The organism is Pseudomonas sp. Os17, from assembly GCF_001547895.1.
In the GTDB taxonomy this organism is placed as follows: Bacteria; Pseudomonadota; Gammaproteobacteria; order Pseudomonadales; family Pseudomonadaceae; genus Aquipseudomonas.
On sequence record NZ_AP014627.1, the window covers coordinates 3,983,761 to 4,007,757 of the forward strand.

30 protein-coding genes and 1 tRNA gene are annotated in these 23,997 nt (G+C 56.9%); 15 read left to right on the plus strand and 16 right to left on the minus strand.

The window, feature by feature from the left end; translation table 11 throughout:
- Nucleotides 1-98 precede the first annotated feature (98 nt).
- The 6 genes from POS17_RS17565 to POS17_RS17590 all read right to left on the minus strand — a co-directional run bounded on the left by POS17_RS17565 (nucleotide 99) and on the right by POS17_RS17590 (nucleotide 4,784).
- Nucleotides 99-440 (minus strand): phage holin family protein, encoded by a 342-nt coding sequence (locus POS17_RS17565; RefSeq protein WP_060839751.1) that lies wholly within the window; start codon nucleotides 438-440, stop codon nucleotides 99-101.
- Between the two features lie 520 nt (nucleotides 441-960).
- Nucleotides 961-1,326 (minus strand): PA0613 family protein, encoded by a 366-nt coding sequence (locus tag POS17_RS17570; RefSeq protein WP_060839752.1) that lies wholly within the window; start codon nucleotides 1,324-1,326, stop codon nucleotides 961-963.
- Nucleotides 1,319-3,538 carry a VapE domain-containing protein gene (locus POS17_RS17575; RefSeq protein WP_060839753.1) on the minus strand — a complete coding sequence of 740 codons (2,220 nt, stop codon included), beginning with the start codon at nucleotides 3,536-3,538 and terminating at the stop codon, nucleotides 1,319-1,321. The genes POS17_RS17570 and POS17_RS17575 overlap by 8 nt, the downstream gene beginning before the upstream one ends.
- The gene (locus POS17_RS17580) at nucleotides 3,531-3,755 is read right to left on the minus strand and encodes a TraR/DksA family transcriptional regulator (protein WP_060839754.1); all 225 of its coding nucleotides are present in this window, start codon (nucleotides 3,753-3,755) and stop codon (nucleotides 3,531-3,533) included. The genes POS17_RS17575 and POS17_RS17580 overlap by 8 nt, the downstream gene beginning before the upstream one ends.
- Entirely contained in the window at nucleotides 3,748-4,266 is a 519-nt protein-coding gene (locus tag POS17_RS17585) for a phage regulatory CII family protein (RefSeq protein WP_041118664.1), read from the minus strand. Before POS17_RS17585 ends, POS17_RS17580 begins: the two co-directional genes overlap by 8 nt.
- 326 nt (nucleotides 4,267-4,592) lie before the next feature.
- The gene (locus tag POS17_RS17590) at nucleotides 4,593-4,784 is read right to left on the minus strand and encodes a Cro/CI family transcriptional regulator (RefSeq protein WP_060839755.1); all 192 of its coding nucleotides are present in this window, start codon (nucleotides 4,782-4,784) and stop codon (nucleotides 4,593-4,595) included.
- 100 nt (nucleotides 4,785-4,884) lie between these two features.
- Here POS17_RS17590 and POS17_RS31125 point away from each other — a divergent pair, with 100 nt between their 5' ends.
- The 12 genes from POS17_RS31125 to POS17_RS17645 all read left to right on the plus strand — a co-directional run bounded on the left by POS17_RS31125 (nucleotide 4,885) and on the right by POS17_RS17645 (nucleotide 10,381).
- Entirely contained in the window at nucleotides 4,885-5,538 is a 654-nt protein-coding gene (locus POS17_RS31125; protein WP_082729894.1) for an XRE family transcriptional regulator, read from the plus strand.
- A gap of 23 nt (nucleotides 5,539-5,561) precedes the next feature.
- Nucleotides 5,562-5,954, plus strand: a complete 393-nt coding sequence (locus tag POS17_RS32360) for a hypothetical protein (RefSeq protein WP_060839757.1) — start codon at nucleotides 5,562-5,564, stop codon at nucleotides 5,952-5,954.
- A 13-nt stretch (nucleotides 5,955-5,967) separates the two neighbouring features.
- Nucleotides 5,968-6,600, plus strand: a complete 633-nt coding sequence (locus tag POS17_RS17605) for a BRCT domain-containing protein (protein ID WP_060839758.1) — start codon at nucleotides 5,968-5,970, stop codon at nucleotides 6,598-6,600.
- A 132-nt stretch (nucleotides 6,601-6,732) separates the two neighbouring features.
- On the plus strand, nucleotides 6,733-6,912 hold the full coding sequence (locus tag POS17_RS31130; RefSeq protein WP_082729895.1) for a hypothetical protein: 180 nt from the start codon (nucleotides 6,733-6,735) through the stop codon (nucleotides 6,910-6,912).
- A complete protein-coding gene (locus tag POS17_RS17610; RefSeq protein WP_060839759.1) occupies nucleotides 6,909-7,493 on the plus strand; it encodes a hypothetical protein in 585 nt (194 codons plus the stop codon). Before POS17_RS31130 ends, POS17_RS17610 begins: the two co-directional genes overlap by 4 nt.
- 9 nt (nucleotides 7,494-7,502) lie before the next feature.
- Nucleotides 7,503-7,787, plus strand: coding sequence for a hypothetical protein (locus POS17_RS17615; protein ID WP_047287326.1), 285 nt, complete (start codon nucleotides 7,503-7,505; stop codon nucleotides 7,785-7,787).
- Nucleotides 7,774-7,953 (plus strand): hypothetical protein, encoded by a 180-nt coding sequence (locus tag POS17_RS17620; RefSeq protein ID WP_173655907.1) that lies wholly within the window; start codon nucleotides 7,774-7,776, stop codon nucleotides 7,951-7,953. The genes POS17_RS17615 and POS17_RS17620 overlap by 14 nt, the downstream gene beginning before the upstream one ends.
- On the plus strand, nucleotides 7,946-8,272 hold the full coding sequence (locus POS17_RS17625) for a pyocin activator PrtN family protein (RefSeq protein ID WP_060839760.1): 327 nt from the start codon (nucleotides 7,946-7,948) through the stop codon (nucleotides 8,270-8,272). Before POS17_RS17620 ends, POS17_RS17625 begins: the two co-directional genes overlap by 8 nt.
- Before the next feature lie 44 nt (nucleotides 8,273-8,316).
- A complete protein-coding gene (locus POS17_RS17630) occupies nucleotides 8,317-8,736 on the plus strand; it encodes a hypothetical protein (protein WP_060839761.1) in 420 nt (139 codons plus the stop codon).
- The gene (locus POS17_RS32365; RefSeq protein ID WP_231978963.1) at nucleotides 8,733-9,074 is read left to right on the plus strand and encodes a hypothetical protein; all 342 of its coding nucleotides are present in this window, start codon (nucleotides 8,733-8,735) and stop codon (nucleotides 9,072-9,074) included. Before POS17_RS17630 ends, POS17_RS32365 begins: the two co-directional genes overlap by 4 nt.
- A 2-nt stretch (nucleotides 9,075-9,076) precedes the next feature.
- Nucleotides 9,077-9,313: a DUF4224 domain-containing protein gene (locus POS17_RS17640; protein ID WP_041118671.1), complete on the plus strand. Its 237-nt coding sequence runs from the start codon at nucleotides 9,077-9,079 to the stop codon at nucleotides 9,311-9,313.
- Nucleotides 9,314-9,316: 3 nt separating this feature from the next.
- Complete coding sequence (locus POS17_RS17645) at nucleotides 9,317-10,381, plus strand: phage integrase (RefSeq protein WP_060839762.1); 1,065 nt, start codon at nucleotides 9,317-9,319, stop codon at nucleotides 10,379-10,381.
- Nucleotides 10,382-10,477: 96 nt separating this feature from the next.
- On the opposite strand, the gene POS17_RS31815 is transcribed toward POS17_RS17645, so the two are convergent.
- The 7 genes from POS17_RS31815 to POS17_RS17665 form a co-directional block, all read right to left on the minus strand.
- Nucleotides 10,478-12,223: a hypothetical protein gene (locus POS17_RS31815; protein ID WP_148654979.1), complete on the minus strand. Its 1,746-nt coding sequence runs from the start codon at nucleotides 12,221-12,223 to the stop codon at nucleotides 10,478-10,480.
- Nucleotides 12,224-12,373: 150 nt separating this feature from the next.
- Nucleotides 12,374-12,598 (minus strand): hypothetical protein, encoded by a 225-nt coding sequence (locus tag POS17_RS31820; protein WP_148654980.1) that lies wholly within the window; start codon nucleotides 12,596-12,598, stop codon nucleotides 12,374-12,376.
- A 393-nt stretch (nucleotides 12,599-12,991) separates the two neighbouring features.
- Nucleotides 12,992-14,176 (minus strand): restriction endonuclease, encoded by a 1,185-nt coding sequence (locus tag POS17_RS17650; protein WP_060839763.1) that lies wholly within the window; start codon nucleotides 14,174-14,176, stop codon nucleotides 12,992-12,994.
- 221 nt (nucleotides 14,177-14,397) lie between these two features.
- The gene (locus POS17_RS31825) at nucleotides 14,398-14,586 is read right to left on the minus strand and encodes a hypothetical protein (protein ID WP_144404871.1); all 189 of its coding nucleotides are present in this window, start codon (nucleotides 14,584-14,586) and stop codon (nucleotides 14,398-14,400) included.
- Nucleotides 14,587-14,600: 14 nt separating this feature from the next.
- Entirely contained in the window at nucleotides 14,601-15,458 is an 858-nt protein-coding gene (locus tag POS17_RS17655) for an HNH endonuclease (protein ID WP_231978964.1), read from the minus strand.
- Nucleotides 15,418-15,807: a (deoxy)nucleoside triphosphate pyrophosphohydrolase gene (locus POS17_RS17660; RefSeq protein ID WP_060839765.1), complete on the minus strand. Its 390-nt coding sequence runs from the start codon at nucleotides 15,805-15,807 to the stop codon at nucleotides 15,418-15,420. The genes POS17_RS17655 and POS17_RS17660 overlap by 41 nt, the downstream gene beginning before the upstream one ends.
- Before the next feature lie 223 nt (nucleotides 15,808-16,030).
- Nucleotides 16,031-16,104: transfer RNA gene (locus POS17_RS17665), tRNA-Cys, on the minus strand.
- 396 nt (nucleotides 16,105-16,500) lie between these two features.
- Between POS17_RS17665 and POS17_RS17670 the strand changes: the two genes are divergently transcribed.
- The 3 genes from POS17_RS17670 to POS17_RS17680 all read left to right on the plus strand — a co-directional run bounded on the left by POS17_RS17670 (nucleotide 16,501) and on the right by POS17_RS17680 (nucleotide 20,025).
- Complete coding sequence (locus POS17_RS17670) at nucleotides 16,501-17,601, plus strand: extracellular solute-binding protein (protein WP_060839766.1); 1,101 nt, start codon at nucleotides 16,501-16,503, stop codon at nucleotides 17,599-17,601.
- A 58-nt stretch (nucleotides 17,602-17,659) separates the two neighbouring features.
- Nucleotides 17,660-19,075, plus strand: coding sequence for an aminotransferase (locus POS17_RS17675; protein ID WP_060839767.1), 1,416 nt, complete (start codon nucleotides 17,660-17,662; stop codon nucleotides 19,073-19,075).
- Between the two features lie 77 nt (nucleotides 19,076-19,152).
- The gene (locus POS17_RS17680) at nucleotides 19,153-20,025 is read left to right on the plus strand and encodes a helix-turn-helix transcriptional regulator (protein ID WP_060839768.1); all 873 of its coding nucleotides are present in this window, start codon (nucleotides 19,153-19,155) and stop codon (nucleotides 20,023-20,025) included.
- Nucleotides 20,026-20,122: 97 nt separating this feature from the next.
- On the opposite strand, the gene POS17_RS17685 is transcribed toward POS17_RS17680, so the two are convergent.
- From POS17_RS17685 to POS17_RS17695, 3 genes are all read right to left on the minus strand, one after another.
- A complete protein-coding gene (locus POS17_RS17685; protein ID WP_060839769.1) occupies nucleotides 20,123-21,163 on the minus strand; it encodes an ABC transporter substrate-binding protein in 1,041 nt (346 codons plus the stop codon).
- Between the two features lie 566 nt (nucleotides 21,164-21,729).
- Nucleotides 21,730-22,677, minus strand: a complete 948-nt coding sequence (locus tag POS17_RS17690; RefSeq protein WP_082729897.1) for an AEC family transporter — start codon at nucleotides 22,675-22,677, stop codon at nucleotides 21,730-21,732.
- Nucleotides 22,670-23,917 (minus strand): pyruvate carboxyltransferase, encoded by a 1,248-nt coding sequence (locus tag POS17_RS17695; RefSeq protein WP_060839770.1) that lies wholly within the window; start codon nucleotides 23,915-23,917, stop codon nucleotides 22,670-22,672. Before POS17_RS17695 ends, POS17_RS17690 begins: the two co-directional genes overlap by 8 nt.
- Nucleotides 23,918-23,997: the final 80 nt, after the last annotated feature.

Here is a 23,997-nt window from a genome sequence, read left to right on the forward strand (position 1 = left end):
AAACCGCGAGTTCGCTAACCCGTGTAGGGGCCGGCCCCGGGGGAGGACCCAAAAATCTGAAATTTTGGCCCGGCCCGCCGGGGCCTCGCCCCACCCATTCAGGCCGTCCCACCGCTGGGTGGCTGCTCCGAGACGCCGATCCGCTTCGCCGCCCAGCGCTCGTACAAGCCAATGGCAACATCCGCCCCAGCCATCGCCGTCAGGCAACCGAAGGCGCCCGCCGTCCAGACCGACACACCGGCGCCGATCAGCAACATCATTGCCGCCATCCCGCAGACGATGCAGGCACCGGACCGTAGCGCAAGACGCCGAACCAATGCCCAACCTCTCGCCCCTTCCTTGTCTGCTCGCCACATCTCCCCGGAGACACCGCCCACCAGGGCCAGGACGATCACTAACCAGATCGGCATCTCTGCCAGTGCTTGTTGCTCGTTCGTCATCGCCCGCCCCTTAAACGCAAAAACCCGGCGCAAGGGCCGGGTTTGGTGTGTGGGTGCCTGCCGCTCTCTGCGGTCGCACCTATCGAAGATGGCTACTTTTTACAGGTGGATTCCGGTGGCAGCAACCCTGTTTTAACGCCACCCGGTGAATGTCGGGTGAACGCCTAGGCAATGTCGGCGAATATCTTTATTTCGGCTTTCAGCGCCTTTGGCGCTGTCCGACCTGTCCCACTGATAGTGAGTCAGGCAGGACAGCTACAGGCCCCGAAATACAAGACTCTGACCTACTGTCCTACCTCTATCTTTCCTTTCTCGCATGTAAGAAGAAATTGAAAGGCACGCGTGCGCGCCCACGGCGCGTAATGTGTGCCCGCTGCGCTCATGTGTGCGCATGACGCGCTGAGAGGTTGGACAGTAGGACAGCCCAGGAATGACAAGGCCCGCGCTTGTCCTGCTGCGTTAAAACGCGGTCGGACAAGGCGAGCCAGTAGGACAGAGACAAACGCACCAAGGGTAAGCGTCAAGCCACCTTCCCCATCAGCATGCCCTCGATGAACACATGCGCCTGATGCAGGCGCTGGTAGTACGTCTCACGACTGCAACCACAGTGCGCGTACTTCTGAGCCAAGAAGCTGTCGTGATTGCAGTAATGCTCCATCACCACCAGGGCCAGCTCGGGCGGCAGGTGCTTGTTGACGATCAGCTCGATATCGGCCGATTCATCCAGCAGCACCCGACTGCCACGGGTTCCCCGTATCAGCTCGCCTTTGCATTCCATCAGCATGGCGATCATGTTACCGCCGCCGGCCGTGCCGATGGCCAGGTTCGTGGGCATGTGCAGATCCTGGGCCCAGAGTTTGAGCATCTCGTCGATTCGCTTAATCAAAGCAAGGCTCCTCCTCCATCGGCGCCACCTGCAATGCAGATCCGCGCCCCCAGTTGGTCGGCTTCTGATAGGCCCATGGGCGTATACCACTCTTGGCCAGTGCCGGCATACGCCTCTTACGCCACCCCAGCCGATGCATGATCGCACCCACGCGCATCTGCTCCGGCTTCCCCCAGTGACTGGGATCGATCTTCAGAACCTCGGACAGGATCTGACTGCCGGTGGTGGTCTCCCCAAGGTGCGACTCTTCCAACCACTTCAGAATTGGCACCTCCCATTCATCCACCACAAAGCGCTCTTCCTGCGCCTCGGCGAACAACGGCGCTTCATCACGGATCACCCACCAGATATCGCCGGCCTGATAGCAGAACATCGCCTCGGCCCAGAGCTGGTCGCGGATCTTCCGCAATTGCTCCAGGTCGACCTTGGTGCAGGCCACCGGCCAATAACGCCGGTTGCCGGTGGCGTCCTTGAGGTATTCATCCTGGTTGGTGGTGCCCACGAAAACACACTGGCGTGGCACGTCCATCGTTCTGCGGCCGTAGCTCTCGCGGTAGGTGTCCACCGAGGCCGAGAAGAACTGCTTGGCCTTGGTCGATTCGGCTTTGTTGAAGCTGTCCAACTCGCCCAGCTCGATAATCCACTTGCCCCGGATCGCCTGGAACGCATCCTTGTCGCCCAGGGTAAACGGCGTGTCCATAAACCACGAACCGCCGAGAATACTCATGGCCGTTGACTTACCGGCGCCCTGGGCGCCTTCCAGAATCATCACCGAGTCCGCCTTGCAACCCGGCGCCATCACCCGGCCCACCGCCGAAACCATCCAGCGCTTACCGACCTTTGAGCTGTAGTCGGTCGGTTCCACGCCCATGATCTCGGTGAGCCAGGAATCGAGGCGGGGCACGCGATCCCACTCAAGGCCACGCAGATAATTGCGCACCGGGTGAAACGCTCGATAGTGCGCCACCACGCTCACCGCCTCGATCACGTTGCCGACCTTGACCCGCAGGTTGTACTGCTGCGCGAGCCACTTCATCACCAGCATGTCGTCGATGTCGGCCCAGTCGCCGGTGTCGCCGCCATAGGGCGGTACCCGCAGCTTGACGATCTTGGCGCTGAACGAACAGAAGCCAATCACCCCGGCCCAGCGCTCATCATTGCTCAGGATCAGTTCAACGTTCTGCATGTGTGCGATCAGCATGCCGCTATCACTGCGGGCCAACTGATCCCGCCAGCCGCCCGCGGCGGGTGGCCTGACCACCGCCAGCACCTGACGACGCACTGCCTCCAAACCTTCGGCGCAATGCAGGTCGTTGAAGTCGGTCCACTTGATCTCCCGCTCGCCGGAAAAGATCGGGGCCACCACCTGGCCACCGACCACCGTCGCCGCGTTTTCAGCACGCTCTCTGCCTGGGTTCCAGGGCTCGCCGTTGGCCCGCCTGGTCTTCCAGTCATCATCCCGACAGACAATGATCGGGCACCCAGCAAAGCGCTCACGCATCGCCTTGCACACCGGCATGAGATTACCCGCATCAAAGGCGATGGCCACGGTCAGCGAGGTCGCCATATGCAGGCTGGCGCCGGTGGCGTAGCCCTCACACACCAGCACCGGCTCGCCGGGCTCAGGGTGCGGACCGATCAGGTGGAAAGCGCCCTCTTTGGACAAACCATAGGGCCAATAGGACTTGTCGCGCCCGGTGTCTTCCTGCTTTTCGGGATAGATCACCTGCAAGCCGACGATCTGGTCGCGTACGTTGCTCATAGGCACCAGGAACGCACCCGAGCGCGGCGCATAGCGCACCCCGAAGCCCACCACTTGCTTGCGGTCCAGGTAGGTGCTCTTGCCCTTCTCCGGCATGCGCTTGAACAACCCAGCGGCACGCTTTGCCGCACGACGCGCTGCATTGGCGGCGACTTCCGCCGCCCGGCGTTTCGCCTCTTCCTGCCGGGCGCGCATCACCTCACGCTCCTCGGCACTCATCCGCCCGGGTTTGACCTTAATCTTCTGTGTCACACCCGAACGCCAGTCGCCAAAGCTGCCGAAGATCAGGGTCTCGCCCTTCTCGGTGTAGTGCTCATGCACCACGTACCAGCCGTTTTTCTCCTTGCCCTTATCCTGCGCCGTCTTGCAGCGAGTGAGTTTGCCGAACACCAACGGCTGCGCGGGCTCCAGGCCATAATCGGCGAACTGCCCCAAGACCTCATCAAGCATGGCGGGCCCTCCGCACATCATCGATCTCCTGACAGGTCACACACATGGTGCAACCCGGCTGCGCCAAGCGGCGCGCTTCGGGAATAGGACCGTCACAGTCTTCGCAGATAAGGAAGGAATGCGCCGCCAACTCAGGTCTTAGCAACTGACGCGCCGCAAGCGCTTGATCGAGGCGCTCTTGCACCAGATCGTTGGCAAAATCCGCAATGTCAGCCATGGTCCGCCCCCCGAGTGGTCTGGTTGACGTAACAGGCACGGTTAAACATGCCCAGCAGCCCCTGTATGCCGCGAAACACCTGCAGGCGGATTTCGGCCAGCTCGGCGTCACTTACCACACCATCGCCGATGCTCTTGGCCCAGGTGTCGGCCAGGTCGGCAACCTGACGGAAATACACCGCGATGCCCGTGGTCAGCGTCTCCGGCATGTCGTTGGTGTAAGCCTCGGCCAACTCCTGCCAGATCGTGTCCCCTACCAAGGCATGCACCGCATCGAGAATGCGCCGGTCCTTGGTCAGCTCCAGAATCTCGCCGAATTCTTGAATGTTGATGCTGTGGCTAGGGTGGGTGGGAGACAGCTTGTGCTGCAGCGTGGTCGGGTTGCGGCCGGTGGTGGCAGCGATGGCAGCGGCGCCGCCGGGATAGTCCCGGGCAGCATGGTAAAGCGCGAGATCGAGCGGCAAAACTTCCCGCTTGGCCCGCTCAATGCAGTTCAGAGCAATACGGCTCATGGCATTAATCCTAAAAGTTGCCAGTGCCGCGCGGCATGCAGTGGTGATACATTTGCCGCGTGGCTTGAAAGGGCCCAAACGCCGGCTAGGTCCGCAAGACCGACACCGGCACCGTGCCGAGGCGAACAATCCGTTGTTCACCCCTGGCGCAACAGCTGCCCAATCTGTGGTGGAGAAGGCAGCAACCCAAGGCTTCCGAGCCTTGAAAGCGCGGTTGAAGTAGACGTTTTTGCATGTGGTGTGCGCGCCTACCTACACCGCGACCCGGCGACACTGTGGTGGTGTGTGCCGGGAGGAACTGGGCGGCCCTTGGGTCGCCTTTTTTCTTAGGCTGCTAACGCAGCATCTTGTTTCGTAGAGCTAACCTTGAGCTCCCCCCCAGATAGGGCCTGCAATTGGTACTGCCTCAATTGAGGTACACGCACACCCCATTGGGATACCGCCGCAGGGGAAATACCCAATGCAGCAGCCAGCTTCGATTTGCTCTTGAAAAATGTGACTGCATCTTCGGTGAGCATCAGGGCACTCCTTCAGTTACACAGCCAAAATTTAAGAACATTTAAATTATTTTTGCAACAGCTAAACAAAACTTAATTCCAAAGGATTTAAGCTAGCTTAATGAATATGTCCGAACGAATTGCCTACGCCCTGAGCACATCTGGCAAGCAACCAAGAGACCTCGCTAGAGAGATCGGGATCAGTGTTGCTCGCATAAGTCAATTGAAGGCTGGGTCCGGAGGCATAAAGGCAGAAAATCTATTCGCCTTTGCTCGCGCGACAAACTGCTCGGCACGATGGCTAGCAGAAGGTGCTGGAAAGCCAGAAGATGGGGATAGTTCGCCAGCCCAAGACTTCACCATCATTCCTCCATACAGCACTAGAACGTCTGGCAACGGACAATTGAACGACAACGCAGAAGCCCCTTGCGGACTGGTATTCAAGCGTGAGTGGCTCAACCAGATGAATCTTGAAGAACGCAATCTCAAGGTTATATATAACCAAGGTGGCAGCATGGTGCCGACCTTGGCAGATGGCGATATGCTACTCCTTGATGAAAGCCAGACTGAGCCCTCGAATCGGCGGATCTTTGCCATTAGCCGTCCAGACGGTGAACTCACTATCAAACGACTTGTGCTCACAATGACCAACGGATGGATCATTCGTAGTGACAATGAAGACAAGCGTCAGTATCCCGACGAGATCGCCTCAGAACAAGAAATACGCCACCTTCATATAGCAGGCAGAATCGTCTGGCATGGCGGAGCGCTTTAAAAAATCAAGATCAGGGAGCCCTTATGACAACGAATGTCATCCGCAGCAAAAACGCCCCACAGAGAGCAGGGCTAACCCACGAAGAGATCTGGGACGGGCCAGACCAAGGACTAATTATGTCGTGGGAGGTAGGGCGCGCTCGTGCCATGACATATCCAGAGCTTGCCCAGCAGTGCCTGTCCGGCCAGCTTCCCATCTTGGGCTGGAAAGGGGGAGTATCCCGGGCACTAAAAAAACGCGAAAAATTCGGTTCACTTAAGTACCTAGCGCAATGGCAGGGACTAAGGGGCGAAGATCTCAACATTGATTGCTCGAAGGAGCACACGCTTACCTGCACAAACACTGGGATGGCCGTTACGTTCACATCAGATAAGGCGAAATACGTCAATCAAAGCACGGAAAACGATAGCGATTAAGGAGAGACGCGAAATGGTTGATTTGCATCAGGAATTTCAAAATAGCCGTTTTTTTCATGAGGCTCGCATAGACAGGCGATCTGTAGACGCACTGATCGGTATTGCAGCAGGCATAACGGCCGATGGAAACATCAACGAAAAAGAAGCAATTTTTCTGAAAAACTGGATCAAAAGTAACCTAATTCATCTTGATGATCCTGTTGTAAACATCCTTTACCGGCGCCTGGACGATATGCTACGCGACGGGATTCTTGATTCTGATGAAGCAGCAGAGCTACTGAGCCTCCTTAAGCAGTTCACAGGGATTCAGGAGGGGCCCGCAAAACTCTTCTCAGCCCCAACATCCCTACCCCTGAACAACCCTCCCCCCACCCTCTCCTGGGAAGACCAAGTATTTATGCTTACCGGGACAATGGCATATGGTCCTCGAAAACATTGCGAAGCCTTGATCACAGAGCGAGGTGGCCGTATTGGAGGCTCCGTTAGCAAGAAGGTTAATTTTCTGATTATCGGCAGCATTGGCAATGAACAATGGATGCACACAAGCTACGGGCTAAAGATCAAAAAAGCCGTTGAGCTCCGCGAAGCAGGTACGCCGATTTCGATCATCAGTGAGGAGCACTGGCAAAGAGCCATATTCGGATGAGTGTCGCTCCAGACCACTACCGCAACCCGCCTAACTGGTAAGACCTCTTAAAGAAAAATTAAGAGATATTGACATAAGGATTTAAGAGTTCTTTAATTTGCCTCACTCTTCACCACAGAGCGAGGCAATACCATGCACACCACCGCCACACTGCACGTCCATCCGGCATGTGCCAGAAACCCAAAACTGATTGAGCAACTGCAATCCAATACCGGCTGCCTGGTTGTTCTTCACGACAGAAAACTGAAGCTCGTGGCAAAAAAACGCGGGCCCTCCCCCTTCGATCCGAACGGTGGAGGTAACGCGGCATGAGCAAATTCAGAGTCGACAACCGCACGCTGCAACTGCTCAAGGCCCAGGTCAACCTGAGCGAAACCTTCCACCACACCCTGCGCGATTCACCACAGCGCACGGCGCTGAAGCTTCGGCTGAAGGTTGATCGAAACCCGGCAGACACCACTTTTGTTGTCGAGGTTGGCAGCGAACGCCACACACTGACCCTGGCCAACGACAAGAAAGCCCACCTGAAGCTGGCTGACTTCATCGAAGAAATCGCCAACGGCCCAATCGATCCTAACGCCGAGCTGGCTCCACCACGGCACGCCGAGCGCGTGTTCGGAGCCTTCAGCGCCCAACAGCGCGAGCAGGTGTTTGGCGTGGTGTGCCTGGGCGGTTTCCTCGATCTGGATCTCGGGTTTGAACTGCCGATTCGTCTGGCCGTGCACCGCACCCGAACGCGCAAGGGCGTCACTGTGATCCTGAGCATCGGCGTCAAAAGCCCAAGGACCAAGTGCTTCACCGTCTCAGGCAGCGACGTGCAGATGTACCAGGACGTCTGCGAATCCATCCTTCACCTGGCAGCGCTGGCGACTCCCGCCGCGCACGCTGCTTAGGAGGCCACCATGGATCGCAACCTCAAGGAAACGGCCCGGTACTTCGGCATCACACGACCGCAGCTGATCGGCCTGATGCAAGAGAAAGGCTTGCTCAACGCCGAGCGACTGCCAGCCTATCCAACGCGCGACCGTGAGTACCTGGGAACCAAGGAAGGCAAATGGTTCCACCCGGAGCTGGGCCTGCAGTACAGCCAGTCAACGCGGGTTCGACAGGCCGGCATTCCCTGGCTTGCCGAGCAACTGGGCCTCGCCCTGCCCGCTATACCGGCAGATCGCCGTGACGTGGCCTAGGGAGTACGCCCGCCAGATCATCGCCTTACGGACCAAAGAGGAGCGTAACGCCGCGCTCCTTGAGGTACCCGAGCATCTGCGCGAGCTGACCAAAGCCCACTGCCTGATCACCTGGAACCACCCGAAACGCCGCCAGCGCATGGAGAGCCAGCAAGCCAATGACTAACGCCAACCAGACCCCACTGCGCCTGATGCCAGCACCGGAAACCGCCACCGTCGAGCTGCTGTATCGCACCTTCGGCGACGTACTGATCCCGCTGGAAAAGATCCGCGTGCAGTACTTCCGCAACCTCAACGAACAGTCGTTCGCGGCCGAGATCAGCAGCGGCCGCATTCAACTGCCCGTCACCACCCTGGACAGCAGCCGCAAGGCACCGAAGTACGCACACATCCGCCACGTTGCCGCACTGATCGACATCCGCGCCTACCGAGCCGATGAAGAACACGCCAAGCAACAGCACGACGCCAACGAGCACGACCAATAATCCAAAGGCTGCCACCACCAGCCAAACCCACCGGAGCACACCACATGACCCACATACAGATCATTGCCCTGATCGGCCTAATACTCACAGTCGCCCTGCTCTACTGGGCCGGCTACCTGATTGGCCAAAGCAATGGCCGAGCAGCAGGTGTCGAGGAAGGCAAAGCCGTTGCTGAAGCAGACAACGCAAGAGCCCTGCGCGAGCTGAAAACCGCCCTCAAGTTCGTGCGAGCCGATAACCAAAGGCTGGCGGAACTCCACGAACGCCTGCAGGACAGCCAAACCCTTAAACCAGTACATCGGCATACCTTGCTGGCCATCGCAGATCTTCTGCGCATCGCCGCCGAGACATTCAGCGCCTTCAAGACCGGAAAAAAACTCGAAAGAGACTCGCGCTCGCTGCGCGATCAAGCCTTGGCCATGGCCGCCCTGGTGGAGCCAGCAGCAAAGGAGGAAGCGGCATGAGCCAGCAGATAGATGGACCAGCCCGCTATCAGAAACCGGAGGAAAGCGGCATGCCGCACGCTCAGCCCACCGCCCAAACCATGACCGCTTTGCTCTGCAACGCCGCCAGCGTCGACGCGCAGAAAACAAAGAGCCTCTGCTGCGCAGCAGCAGGCATTACTGCCCTTGCCAGCAGCACCACCGAGGCGCATACACCCCACGAAAAGCTGCGCAGGGCCGCCGTACCTGGAGCAACGCTGAACGCTCAGAGCGGGCCGCTCGCGCAGCTTGCTCAGGGGTATAAGCACCCGTCGACGATCAAGGGTTACCAGCCAGTGCAACAGGCTCAGGAGGCATAACAATGGAACTACAAAGCGAAACCCTGGCCGACGAAGAGCTCGCAACCATCACTGGCTATCAGCTCCCGTCCAAACAGATCCAATGGCTGACCAACAACCATTGGGAGTTTGTTCTGACCGGTGCCCGACGTCCCATCGTTGGCCGGGTTTACGCCAGGATGAAGTTAGCCGGCGTTAAACCCTCTGCAGCTAGTGCCGTGACTGAAGTCTGGTCGCTCAACCTTGCGAATGTGAGCTGACCCGTGCGCAAGAGAACCACAGCCAACCGCGACCTACCGCCGCGCATGGTGCGCCGTATCAGAAAGGGCAAGAACGGCCAGATCTGGACGGCGTACTACTACGACGGCAGGGACGCCACCGGCAAACGCAAGGAAATCCCACTGGGCACCGACCTCGATCAGGCCAAGGAGGAATGGGCCAGGCTGGAACGCAGAACGCCACCCAAGCCTAACCACCTGATGAGCTACGTATTCGACCGGTACGAAAAGGAGATCATCCCCGGCAAGTCGATCCGTACCCAGTCGGACAACCGCAAGGAACTCAAGCAGCTCAGGAGAGCCTTTGAAAACGCACCTATCGAATCGATCACCCCCCAGGTGATCGCCCAGTACCGCGATGCCAGAACCGCCAAGGTCCGAGCCAATCGAGAAATCGCCCTACTCTCTCACGCATTCACCATTGCCCGAGAGTGGGGCCTGACCGACAAAGCCAACCCGTGCTTCGGCGTTCGCCGCAACAAGGAAAAGCCCAGGGACTACTACGCCGGCGAGACCGTATGGAATGCGGTCTACGCCGAGGCGGTGCAGGAACTGAAGGACGCGATGGACCTGGCCTACCTAACCGGACAACGCCCCGCAGACGTGCTCAAGATCGCCGCCACCGACCTGAACAATGGGTTCTTACTGATAGGTCAGGGCAAGACCGAAAAGCGCCTACGCCTGCGCCTGGAGGAAGAAGGCGTGCAGTCAGGCTTGAGCACTTTTATCGAGGATCTAAAGGAACGCAGAGCCATCAACGGCATCAGGACGTCGACGCTGATCACCAACGCCTCAGGGCTACGAATGAGCCAGCAGATGCTACGCAACCGCTGGGACGATGCGCGGGAGAAGGCCGCCATCAAGGCTGCGGCCGATGGCGATCCGGCACTGGCGGTCAGCATTCGGCAGTTTCAGTTCAAGGACATTCGGCCCAAGGCGGCTAGTGAGATTGAGCTGACGCATGCAAGTAGGCTGCTTGGGCATTCAACCGAGGAGATGACCAAGAAGGTCTATCGGCGAGTTGGGGAGATCGTTAAACCTACGAAGTGAACCCCTGCTTCCAAAAATCGTAATCGGCAGTTCACGGCCAAAAGCGGTCAGTCCGCGCCTACAAAATTAGGAGTGATGCACGTGCTTTTTTTAGACTCAAACGCTAGTGCTTTCAATAAGCATTTTGCGAATAGTCAGGTTTTCTAGCTTTGCAACGATAGGGCTGCTGTTATCAATATGTTCTTTTACATGCATCCCTTCATTGTAAATTACACCGAGCAAGTAGAGCGTCTCGCTTACCTCAACGCCAGCGGATTCCGCAACATCTAATTTTGCTTTTGTTCCATTGCTTGTTAAAAAAGTATTTCTGTCAACCTCTGAGGTAATTTTTTCGAAAAGGATGTTTTCTATTTTTACTCGAACATAACAACAAACCGCAAATGGATCATAGTCATCGCTGCCGTTTGAGTATTTCTGCCATTCACCGTGGGTGTGTGCATGGAATATTGTTGAATCCCCCCATGTCTCTTTTAATCCGAGGGATTGAAACTCGGCCCTTAAATTTATAGCTGTAGGGCAATAATGCAGATGATGTCTATCTACACCAGAGGAAATTGTAGGGTCAGCTCTCTTAACAATTAATTTTTTGAAATGCTCATTCAAAGCAGGTTTAGATTTTTTGAGAAAATAAATTTTTTGATCTTTGAATGTAAAGTTTCTGAAGTAAACAGGGTTCAAATGGGTAAGGATAAGTGGATATATTTTTTGCCCTAGCGATTTTTTTTCTTTTATAAGGTTTGATATGTAATATTGTACCGCCACAAGGTTTGCGTCATCTAAATAATCAAATACCTCATCTATGACAAGTATGCAGTCCTTTCGATTTTGTGCGTTGTTTACTTTTTGAAGCCACACCGCAAAGCATAGTGAGTCTCGTTGCCCATTTGATATGTTGGATGCCGCTGGAAATTCAACAATGAGCTTTCCTCCCGACTCTGTTGGACGAATATTTTTCCATGTTGTGTCAAAAGAACTGATAACTTTTTCATATCTAATTTTATCATTGAGATACGATCTATACTTACAAGCTTTTTTAAAGATTTCTTTGTCCTGATTGTAGTTCAGACATATTTGATAAGCATTCAGAAGCGTATCGATTCTATCTTGCTGAGTTGAGTCGATTCTGGCTAGCAATGAGGAAACTGAGCTTATGCATTCGATGCTTCCTAGGTCTTCTGCTATATGATTAGTGGCCCATAAACGCAGGCTGTCGGCAGTGCCAGTCTCTTGATTGATTCTTCCAATTATGGTGCTTATTTTTTGCTGAATGCGAGTTCCTGAGTACTTGTCCAAAAGGAGATATAAATTTTGAATTTCTTCTATAAACTCGGGGGCTATTAGTAACTGATCAATATTTCTCAGTATCTTGGCATTTGCACCGAAAATCGACTTTGTCTGCGTAAAGTTGTACAAGAAATTTGTTTTGGTCGGGATTCGGGCGACGAGTACAAATGGATCAATTGCGATTGATGCCGAAGCAGTTGTGAAATTCCCCATGTTTCTTTTTGTACTTTTGGCTATTAGCCTATTGCTTATCACGTGAACGTCGTATCTGTCGCTTATAGAGTTCGATGTTCCGTCAGCGCTTAATGTAGCAACTGAATCATCTTGGGAGATAGTTATGGATAATTTGGGTTGTAGATCTTCATTGCCTTGATGCATTTGTTCTTTAGCTAGGGTCAAGCGTACAGAATTGAGGCCAGCAAAGGCTGCAGCGAAGGAGCTTTTCCCGAAGCCATTAGGCGCAACAAGCAAAGAAGGTTTGTTTGGAATTATATTAAGCTCAAAGAGCTGATTCTCAATGCCTTTTACATTTTCAATGTGGATAGACCTGATCGTCATATGTCACTCCTATATTTTTCTTATCGCTTTTTTATTTTGGAGGGCTGCTCAATATTTAGAATCAATAAATATTAATAACAAGAAGATAGGCTAGGCGCGACTGTTTGGCCACCTTTATGGCAGCCAAACTTTTTAGGTATTTATAGTAAATTATTTTTGTAGCTCTTCGACAATTTTATTCAATTCTTCTTGTGCTTTTTTTATTATCGCAGGTGCGCACTCCATGCAAATATTTAGGCGCTGCCCCGGGACCTTTTCATAAGCAAAATGTTTTTCGCCTTTGGAAATTGTATGGCTGCTTTTTGCATCACACTTGCGGGTGCCCGCACTAATTTCAAACCTGAAGTCGCTGATGATGTTTCTAATATTTGACATGTTCGTCTCCCTGAACGTGGCGTTATGCCTTCTTGGTTATCTTCGTGCCAGCATGCCACAGCTCTACACACGATTGATAGGGCATTAATTCGAAGCTACAGAGCTTCTCGGGGTGTAGGTCTACCAAGGTCTGCCGCTACCAGTACGGGGCTGATTCAACTCACATCCATCGACTAATTGCCTTCGTTGGACAGGCGCCCTTACTGACTTTAGACCATAATCAACTTTTGTTTGGAAGCCCCTTTTGGTCGACAGCGGTCGTTCTTGAACGTCCGCTTTTGGCCGATTACTGGCTGTCACGAATGCTAGAAATCGGCCAGAAGGGGCCAGTCGAAGGCATCCAGGAAATCAGGGGCGATTCAAACTTAAGGAAAGGCTGCTTTGTACCAGCAGCTAGTCAAGCCAGCTAAAGAATTTCGACTCAAAGTCCCAAACTGTGAAGTAGTGGTCGCCGTCCCAGTAGGCTATCTTTCCTCGATCAGTTACGGATCGTTTGGCACGGAAAACAGTATCGGTATTCTTCAGCGCAAGAATCCTTTGATCTAGGATTGGGACTTCGTGACCCTGTAATCCATGGGTATCCTGCCCAACGATATGCTTAGGCAGGGCCATTAGCAATGCGGCGTGGGTGGTTTCCTTTAACACAAGCGCGAAGACATTCCCGATTGTGCCGTACCCATCGCGCGCGTGTACAACTAAGGCATTGCTGCCCCCCTCCAACCGTCGCAACACCGAAATCAAATGATCATCTGATACCAGCGCCGACTTATCGCGAATAACACCTCCCTCAGCTTGGCGGCACCATTCGGCAACATCCTTCGACGTGTTCAGTTCCAGCAGACCAGAAGATCGGTTAGCAAATCTTTGTGCGCCGGGCAGGTAACGTGAAGTGGTGACGAAAATCCCACGATCAGCACCGTCATTCGCAACAACACCTCGAAGAGCTGCTACCGCTTCTAGTCCAATAGGGCGGGATGGTGAGTATCGCTTGGCCTGAACGTAAACGAGGGTGTCCCCTAATGGCCCGCGTTGGAGCAATCGGACATCGACGCCGCCATCTCCTACACCGGGTCCCAGCTCTGCCTCATAACCTAGGTTCTGGAATATTCGATAGAGCAGTACTTCAAACTCACGGTGGTGAAGACTAAGTAGCCGCTCAGGGCGAGAGTAGAAATACTGATAGAGCTCAGCATAAAGATCGCCGAAGTCCTCTATTATTAGGCTGCACACCCACCTCCATTGAAAGTACGCGTCATAGGCAGTCTGTAACTCTTCTGTTTCGGCCAGAAAATAGAAGGAGTGCCCATCACAGTTTTCAAACCAAAAGCCGTATGCTCCAGCAACCTCCTGAAACTGCGCCCGCAATTTTGGATCGTAGTCTTCATCCAGAAGCCGCCCCAGATCTCCTCCGCTGCGGAGAATGAAAATCACGGCGCCATCTCCTGGCTCCCCGTCTACATGCTCGGCGTAAGAGACAAAGTCACTGTCATGCCAAAGGTCGTGGGAAACAGCCCAGGCTTCGAGAGCTTTCTGCGCATCCTGAATTAATTTTTCCAGCTGCTTATCTGTGTATTCCATTGACACGTATCTCGCTTGCCAGTAGCAACCTGGCCCGCAGGGGAAGAAACGATCTATCTCGAAACGCTATTATGTGAATCATTCATAGTTTCGTAGACGCCTCAAAAACCTCAAAATCGAGCCTAGGTAAACATCTGCTTCTGGCCGAAAGCATTCGTGATCCAACGCGACCTGAATGTTGCTCTAGCCAGAGAACCAAAAAACTACATAGCAGCACCCAATCAAGCCTTATTCAAACGCAGCACAAAACCACGCAAGTGGGTCAGTGCAGCCATTTGAGGATCAAGACCACGAAGAGTAGTTGTCCGCTGGCTGCCATCAGGAAGATAAACGACCAAGTCGTCTCCATGAACAATGTAGTGGCTGGTATACGTCGTACCTTCGTGCTCAAAACTAATTTCTTCTTCCATATCCAACTCCCGAATTAAAGACCGTTCAACCGTGCGGTCAATATTTGCCTGTCTGCATCATCATCCAGCACATGCATTCTGCGGTGGCAGTTGGGACAAAGCGCAGCCGTGTTTTCCACCGTATCGGCACCACCTTTTACAAGCCACACAATGTGATGCGTCTCGAGAAAGGGGCTTCCGTCCTTCTTGTTGAACGGTGCAGCTTCTTGGCACAAGTCACACCGCCCCTTGGATCTGCGCTTGGCATGCTCCGCTACCCAGGCCGAACGCTGATGCTGGGTAACTTTGGCACTGCGCTTTCCAACACTTGCCCGCCCCTGGCGCCGAGCGAGCGCCTCTACCTCCGCATCACTCAATTTACGTGCTTGCTTCTCTTTCACCTGGCTTAGCTGTTGCAGCGTGGAATCTGGTATGGCCGGCAAAGCACCTGACTTAGGGCGTAGCGGGAATACCCACACAAAGCGCTCCTGCCCCTCAGCGTCAGGCTGCCTCTCCCGATACGGCTCATCAGCCAGCACTACCTCACCGATGTAGGTATAGGTTTTAGCAGTGAATACTTCGAACAGATGCACGGATACGCCGTTGGCACAAGACTCGTTCAGCGTTCTGTTTTGGTTAAATGCCAGCGACTGATCACCCTGCTGCCCCATACCGGTGTAGTGCAGCACATCATTAACCCAGCGATCGTCATAAATGGACGCCACATGGTTCGAAACGATGACGAGGGTGTTAGTGCGATTTGAGCGGCGCATCCCACCTTGCGGACTGCATTGAAACAACTGCGTCAGATCGTCGTTATTGAGATTAGAGCCTGGGACTGGAGGAACAAAATTAACCATATGTTCGGATGATCTCTTCAGCAATTGAAACATCAGCAGGAGCAAGGTCGTATTGCAGTAACTCGTGAGGTCGCACCCACTCGATCAGGTCATGTACCTGCAGGACGAATTGGGTGGATTGCAAAACGACGCTGACGGCGATCAGTTCGATCGTGCCGCCGGGATAGGTGTAAATCGAAGAAGTGAGAATCTCTCCGGCGACGGACTCAACACCCAACTCTTCACGTAGTTCACGGGTGATGCAGTCCTGCGCTGTTTCGCCATGTTCAAGCTTACCGCCCGGAAACTCCCACATGCCCGCCAGCTTCTGGCCTGGAGCTCTGCGCGTGATAAGAATTTTCCCGTCGCGATGTACGACCGCGGCAGCTACTGGTGCTTTCATAGCGCGATTCCTTATCGCCAAGTCCGAAAGATCCATAGGAACGAAGGGAAAACATCTTAGCCGAGAACCATCACCAGCCCGCACTCCGGGGAGGGAAATTCTCTTCAGCGCGACGCCAAAAACAGACGAGTTGCGGAAGTGATCTAAAAATTTGCGGAAGTGATTGCCCAAATCCCAGGCAATAAAAAACCCCGTAGACGTTAATCTACGGGGTTTTCAAGGGTGGAGGCCGAGGTCGGAATCGAACCGGCGTAGGCGGATTTGCAATCCGCTGCATAACCATTTTGCTACTCGGCCCCAAGCGTCCAGTACCGTAAAACAACACTGAACACGTACAAACTGGAACGGCTTTCGAGATCAACCTCATCTCGCAACTCTTTGATTTTTAAAGAGTTTTTCCGTTTCCTCGCTGAGGAATGGTCGCAATTATGGACATGTTTTCCATTCCTGGCAACTCCTATTCGATATTTTTTCTGCCGGGCTGTTTCTACAGGTTTCCGGGCAACTGCAAATCCGTGTCGGAGTGGGCAACGGCGCTGGATGATTGCACAGATGACGGCGGATTGCTCGCTGCTCTTTCCGCACCCTGCCACCTACCCGATCGGGTTATGGCGCGTGTCCGGCCGCTCGCGGACAGTAGCGCCAACGGCTCGACCCGGGCTCCTTCCATCAGGTTCAAGGCGGAATTCCAGCATGCGCATAGCATTCCCTGCGGTATTTGGCGTGGTTCTGGCGGTGGCGGCAGTCGGGGGGCAGGCCCAGGAGTCCGCGGACAAGACCTTGCGCCTGTACAACTGGTCGGACTACATCGGTGAGCACACCCTCGCCGGCTTCGAGAAGGCCAGCGGGATCAGGGTGATCTACGACACCTTCGACTCCTACGAGACCGTGCAGGGCAAGCTGCTTCCGGGGCGCTCCGGCTATGACCTGGTGGTGCTCAACGCCGCGCTGGTGCCGCCCTTGATCAAGGCGCGGGTGTTCCAGCCGTTGAACAAGCAGTTGCTACCCAGCTGGCACAATCTCGACCCTCTGGTACTCAAGAGCCTGGAGAACTACGACGCGGGCGTGCAGTATTCGGCGCCCTACACCTGGGGCAGCAATGGCGTGACCTACAACGTCGACAAGATCCGCGAGCGGATGCCGGATGCACCCATCGGTTCCCTGGCGATGCTGTTCGACCCCAAGGTGGTGTCGCGCTTCGCCGACTGCGGAGTGACTCTGCAGGACTCGCCCACCGATATCCTGCCGCTGGTCCTGGCCTGGCTGGGGCGCAATCCCAACAGCGCCGAGCCCGCCGATCTCAAGGCCGCGCAGGACGCCTTGATGGCCGTGCGCCCCTACATCCGCAAGTTCGACTCCACCAGCTACCTCAACGGCCTGGCCAATGGCGAGCTGTGCCTGAGTGCCACCTGGTCCGGCGACTACGCCACGGCCCAGGCCCGCGCCAATGAAGCCGGAGCACCGGTCAAGCTTAACTACTTCATTCCCAGGGAAGGTTCGCTGATCTGGTTCGACGACTTCTACATCCCCGCCGACGCCCCGAATGCGGCCAATGCCCACGCCTTTATCGAGTACCTGTTGCAGCCCCAGGTCATGGCCGAGGTCAGCGACTACATCCGCTATGCCAATGCCAACCTCAAGGCCACACCGCTGCTCAGCGCCGAAGTGCGCGACAACCCGGCGATCTACCCCGATGCCCAGACCCGCGAGCGCCTGTTTACCCAGACCATCCAGTCACCCGCCAGTACCCGCCTGATCACTCGCACCTGGAACATGGTGAAGATCGGCAAGTGATCCGGCGGTGCGGATCCCACACGCTGTCCACGCAACGCTTTGACCCGAGGTGAAGCCCATGGCTATCCAATCCGCAACCTTCTTCCAGCAGTTCGACGAGCCAAAGCTGGTGGCCGCCGACAAGGCGCATTACATGCACGGTTTCCACATGTTCGACGAACACCGCGAGCAGGGTTCGCTGAACATCGCCGCCGGTGAAGGCACCTACATCTATGACACCGCCGGCCGGCGCTACCTGGATGCGGTCGGTGGCATGTGGTGCACCAACATCGGCCTGGGACGCGAGGAAATGGCCGAGGCCATCGCCGATCAGGTGCGGCAACTGGCCTACTCCAATCCGTTCTGCGACATGGCCAACGTCAGCGCCATCCAGCTCTGTGAAAAACTCGCCAGCCTGGCGCCGGGCGACCTGAATCACGTGTTCCTCACCACCGGAGGCTCCACCGCGGTGGATACGGCCTACCGCCTGGTGCAGTTCTATCAGAACAGTCGCGGCAAGCACGAGAAAAAGCATGTGATCTCACGGATCAATGCCTACCACGGCTCCACCTTCCTCACCATGTCCATCGGTAACAAGGCCGCCGACCGCGCTCCCGAATTCGACTTCATGAGTGATCTGTTCCACCACATCTCCTGCCCCAACTACTACCGCGCCCCGGCCGGGATGAGCGAGGCGGATTTCCTCGATTTCCTGGTGGCCGAGTTCGAGGACAAGATCCTCACCATCGGCCCGGACAAGGTGGCAGCGTTCTTCGCCGAACCCATCATGGGCTCCGGCGGAGTGATCATTCCGCCCGAGGGTTATCACCGGCGCATGTGGGAAATCTGCCAGCGCTACGACCTGCTGTATGTGGCTGACGAAGTGGTGACCTCATTCGGACGTCTGGGCACCTTCTTCGCCTCGCAGGAGGTGTTCGGCATGCAGCCGGACATCATCACCACCGCCAAGGGCCTGACGTCGGGCTACCTGCCCCTGGGGGCCTGCCTGTTTTCCGAGCGCATCTGGCAGGTGATCGGCGAGCCGGGCAAGGGGCGCTGCTTCACCCACGGCTTCACCTACAGCGGGCACCCGGTGAGCTGCGTCGCAGCGCTGAAGAACATCGAGATCATCGAGCGGGAGAACCTGCTGGCCCATGTCGAGGATGTCGGGCGCTATATGGAGCAGCGCCTGCAGACCCTGGCCGAATTGCCCCTGGTGGGCAATGTGCGTTGCATGCGGCTGATGGCCTGTGTCGAATTCGTTGCGGACAAGCAGAGCAAGGCGCTGCTGCCGGAAGCCCTGAACATCGCCGAGCGCATCCACCTGCGGGCCCAGGCCAAGGGCTTGCTGGTGCGCCCGATCGGCCACCTCAACGTCATGTCGCCGCCGCTGATCATCAACCGCCAGCAGATCGACCAGATCGTCGACACCCTGCGCGAGTGCATTCTGGAGGCCGCCGCCGAGCTGCGTCGCGACGGTCAGTACCTGGGGTGACGCGCCTGCAACCGATGCCCCCGGCGCCCTGTCGCGGGCTCTTACCCGGCCTGCGCCCGGCAGTTAAACTGCCGGGCATGAGCGCACCTGCCGATACCTCCTCCGCCCTTCCGTCCCTCCAGGCCCTGCAGACCTGGCATGCCGGCCTGGCCGAAGCTTTCCAGGCTGTGGACGACGATGCATTCCTGCCCCGCCTGGCAGCAGCGCTGAACGCCCTGACCCCGATCGAATCCATGATGATCAGCCTGGAGCGCAAAGGCCTGCCACCGCAGTTGCTGCACGAACAAGGCATAGTCGGCGAATACCGCGACGAGATCATCAACCGCTACTTCTCCCGGGGCTACCTGTTGGACCCCTTTTGCCTAGCCGTGGAAAACGGCCTGGCGGAAGGCTTCTACCACCTCTCGGAAATCGCCCCGGACGACTTCTTCAGCAGCCAGTACTACAAGACCTACTACCTCAAGACCGGGGGTGCCGAGGACAGCTACTACATCGTCGACCTCGACCCCCAGAGCAAGATTTCCCTGTGCATGTTCCAGGGCCTGAGCGGCGCACGATTCGCCAGCGCGCCCCTGGCCCTGCTAAGGGCCGTGGAGCCGCTGGTGCGCGAGCTGTTGCGCCGTTTCGGCACTGCCGGCGGCCTGCAGCAACTGCTGCGCCAGGCCCCGGTCGATCGGTTGCCAACCCGGGCACCGGCCAACCTCAACCAGCAGCTCGAAGCCGCCTTCATGAGTTTCGGCCATCCGCTGCTGACGGTCCGCGAGCGGGAGATTGCCCACCTGATCCTGCGCGGCCACTCGGTGAAATCCACCGCCAAGGTGCTGCAGATCTCTCCAGAAACCGTGCGCATGCACCGCAAGAATCTCTACACCAAACTGGCCATCAGCTCCCAGGCCGAGCTGTTTTCGCTGTTTATCGACTGGCTGACCCAGCCCCCCGCCGCCGGCTGAAGCGCCACGGGAGTGAGTGTGCTGCTGATGCCCCACAACAAGAACGCCGTGTCCACGGGGTGAACACGGCGTTTTTCAAGGCGGCGGGGGGATGCCGTCAGCGCGCGGCCCAGGCGTTGAAGCGCTGCTCCAACTCCTCGCCATGGTCGACCCAGAAGGCCGCATCCACCGCTCGCGCGCCTTTCAGGTTGGCTTCATAGGTCGGCAATTGCTGCTGCACCGTTTCAGGCAACAGCGGCAAGGCCTGACGGTGGACCGGGCCGTAGGGAATGTTCTGCGAGAACACCTTCTGCGCCTGGGGCTGACTGGCGAACAGGATGAAATCCTCGGCCAGGGCCTTGTTCGGCGAACCTTTGACCACGGCCCAGTACTCCGGGTCGTACAGGCTCTGAGGCCAGAGAATGCTCAACTGCATGCCCTCCTTCTGAGCCATGGCAATGCGTCCGTTATAGGCCGCGCTCATCACCACATCGCCGGCCACCAGCCATTGGGGCGGCTGGGCCCCGGCTTCCCACCACTGGATAAAGGGCTTGATCTGATCCAGTTTGGCGAAGGCCCGGGTCACCCCTTGCGCAGTACCGAGCACCTGGTACAGCTGCTCGGGGGCGACGCCGTCCGCCAGCAGAGCGATCTCCAGGGTGTACTTGGCGCTCTTGCGCAAGCCGCGCTTGCCAGGGAAGTCCTTGAGGTTCCAGAAGTCCGCCCAGGAGCCCGGGGCCTTGGCCAATTTCTGCGGGGCAAAGGCCATGACCATCGACCAGACATAGGTCGCCACACCGCACTCGCTCAGGGTGCCTGGAACGAACTGCGCCGGATCACCAAAACGCGACAGGTCCAAAGACTCGAACAGGCCCTCGTCGCAGCCGCGCAACAGTTCCGGGCTTTCCACTTCGACCACGTCCCAGCTGGTCTTGCCGACATCGACCATGGCCTTGATCTTCGACAGTTCACCGTTGTACTCGCCGGCCACCACTCGGCCCGCCCCGCTCTGGTTGAATGGCTGGAAATAGGCCTTTTCCTGGGCCTGCTTGGTGGCCCCGCCAAAGGAAATGACCGTGAGGTTCTGCGCCTGGGCCGAAGCCCCGGCACATAGCACAAGCCACGACAATGCAACGCCGCAACGCAAGGTGTTGGACATGAAACCCTTCCTCAAGAAAGCCGGCTCGCCCGCACGAACCTGCACAGCAGGAGCCTGGAAGCGACCGTATTCACGGGCGGTACAGCACCAGGCACGACGAGTCTTGGTCAGCGGTACACGAACCGGCGCAGCCTTGGTTGCGCAGCCGGATGGTTACCGTTGCGGGCTCTGTGGCCCCGTTCGCTTGATGTATTGGCGACCTGTCCGGGGTCGCCGGACGCGGTCTTGCTTGAATGGCGGTTCATCGCTTGCTCCCTGTTGTTTTTGTAGGAAGAACAAATCGATCGGCAGTGCATCGCAACAACGTCCCGGGCAGTCGGGCAGGCGCATGCAGGGGTTTATTGTTTGCCCAACCCGAGGCATTGCGAAACGAGGTTTTTCTGAGGCACAGGCAAGGGAAAAGCTGCCTAGACGGCAGACTCGGCCCGAGATCGACGAAGGGAATGCGCACACCGAGCGGCGCGCCTGGACGGACAAGCAAGTCCGCCAGAGCAACAACAGAAACCCCGCCAGGGCATCACCCGGGCGGGGCGTTTTGACAACTCATGGGTCAAGGGCGCCGCAGCTCAATCCAGCACGACCAGCAACCCCGAGATCACCCCGATGCCCATCACCGCCGAGAGCAGCATGCTGCTGGACACCTCGATCTCGTAGGTCTTGTAGCGCGAGGCCAGGATAAAGACGTTCACCGCCACTGGCAGCGCCGCCATGATCACCGCGATCTTGACCAGGAAATCGCCGAGGCCGAACACATAGCGGGCGGACACGAACACCAGCACCGGCAGTACCACCACCTTCAACAGCGCCAGGGCCAGGGAGTCGCCCTTGATCAGGTTCTGCTGGCGGTGCACGGCAAAGGCAGCACCCAGGGCCACCAGCGCCAGGGGGCCGGTGGCGTTGGTCATCTGCGTGGCGAAGATCTGCAGCGGACCGGGCAAGCGCCACTGCAAGGCAATGCACAGCGCCGCCAGGGCCACCGCCAGAATCAGCGGGTTGCTGATGATCGACTTGCCGGTGGTCAGCAACACACGGCCCAGATCCGGCTTGTCCCGGGCCTCGCGCGGCTCGGTGAGTTCCATGATCAGGGCGCCCCCCGCCAGGATCACCAGGTTGTCGGCCATGGTGATCATCAGCGTGGGCAGCGCCGCTTCATCGCCAAACGCCATGACCATCAAGGGCAACCCCATATACCCCACCACCCCGGATATGGACGACAGCCCGCGCAGGCCGGCCACCCGCGCGTTGCCGCCCCAGATCAGCCGCCCGCCCACGGCGGCGATCATGAAGGTCACCAGGCAGGCCAGGTAATAGGCGCCGAGCAAGGCCCAATCCAGCTCGCCATGGTCCCGGGTGCCGAGGGTCTTGATAAAGATGAAGCACGGCAGGAACAACCAGAACACCACCCCCACCAGGCCCTTGACCGTTTCCTTGCCGATCACCTCCAGCCGCACTATCCAGTAGCCGGCAAAAATCATCGCAAACAGCGGCACCACCACCGTAAAGACCTTATCCATGGGCCGGTTGCTCCTGAAGAAGCTGGCGCTCGGCATAACGGGCCAGGTGCATCGGGCTGTAGGTGCAGGAGCGATAGAACTCCATCACCCCGGCCATCGCGTGCTGATAACGGACCTCGATGTCCGGCATCGAGGCCCGCATTTCCTCCTTCAGACTCTCGACGATTGGCCACAGCTCCTCATCGGCAATCTCGGCCACCTGGGTGCTCAGCGATGAATAATCGGCCAGGGCCTGACGGATGGTCTGCGGATGCAAGCCCACATAATTGACGAAGTAAGCCTTCTCATCCTGAGTTTCCAGAAAGTCCGGAATATTCAAGACGCCATAATTGGAAAGTGTTTCAAACTTGCCACTGACCGGACGATAGACACCGGGCAACTGCAACAACTTTTCCTCACAGTAACGGGCGGCACCGATCAACTTGTCTAGATCCAGCGGCTGCGCGCCCAACTGTATATTGTTGTCCCGACACAACTTCACAACTTGCTCCAGCGGTGCAATTCCGGAGCGGTTGCCAAATCCGGCCAGGGCCCCTTCAACCATCTGAAAACCGCATTGAATCGCCTGCATGGTATTGGCCAGGGCCAGCCCGTTGTCGTTATGGGCATGCAGGCAGAACACCAGGCGGGGGTAATCCGCCACCAGCTTGGAGCACAGCCAGCGGGTCACATGGGGTTGCAGCGAACCCACGGAGTCGTTGATGCGGATGATGTCCACGCCCAGGTTGACGGCCCAGTCGATCTGCCGGCAGATCTCGGCATAACGCTGCTCGCACACTCCATTACGGAAGTTGTTGAGCACGCTGGCCTTGAACTTGACGGCGCCGAGGTCGCGAAACGCCCGGATTGCGCGCTCGAACTCCCGGTCGCTCTGCCGGTAGGTGATCATGCCGAAGCTGAAGACGGTGTCGGCAATCCATTCACGTCGATGGGCCCGGGCCTTGAAATAAGCCAAGGCGGTTTCCCAGCAGTTCAACAGGACGATGAACGTGGCCTGGGTATCGGCCGGCAATTCGCCGGCTTGCCGTGCCCGATGCAGACGGTCCCAGACCAGCGGTTCCTCCGGTCCGCAACCCACCACGAAATCCCGCAGTCCGGCCTCGACCATGGACTTGAGGATGGATAACTTGGCGTCCAGCGTGATGGGAAAGGCTGTGCGTTCAATCCCCTCCCGAAGTGTTTCATCCACCAGATAGGGGACGGAAAAATCACGGTAGCGAATTCCATTTTCAAGTTTCATCGCCCTGCTCCTTTTTATTGGTTTTTTCGCAGCCCACACTGTTTTGCTTGGCACACAAGACTTGCAACAACCGCCACACC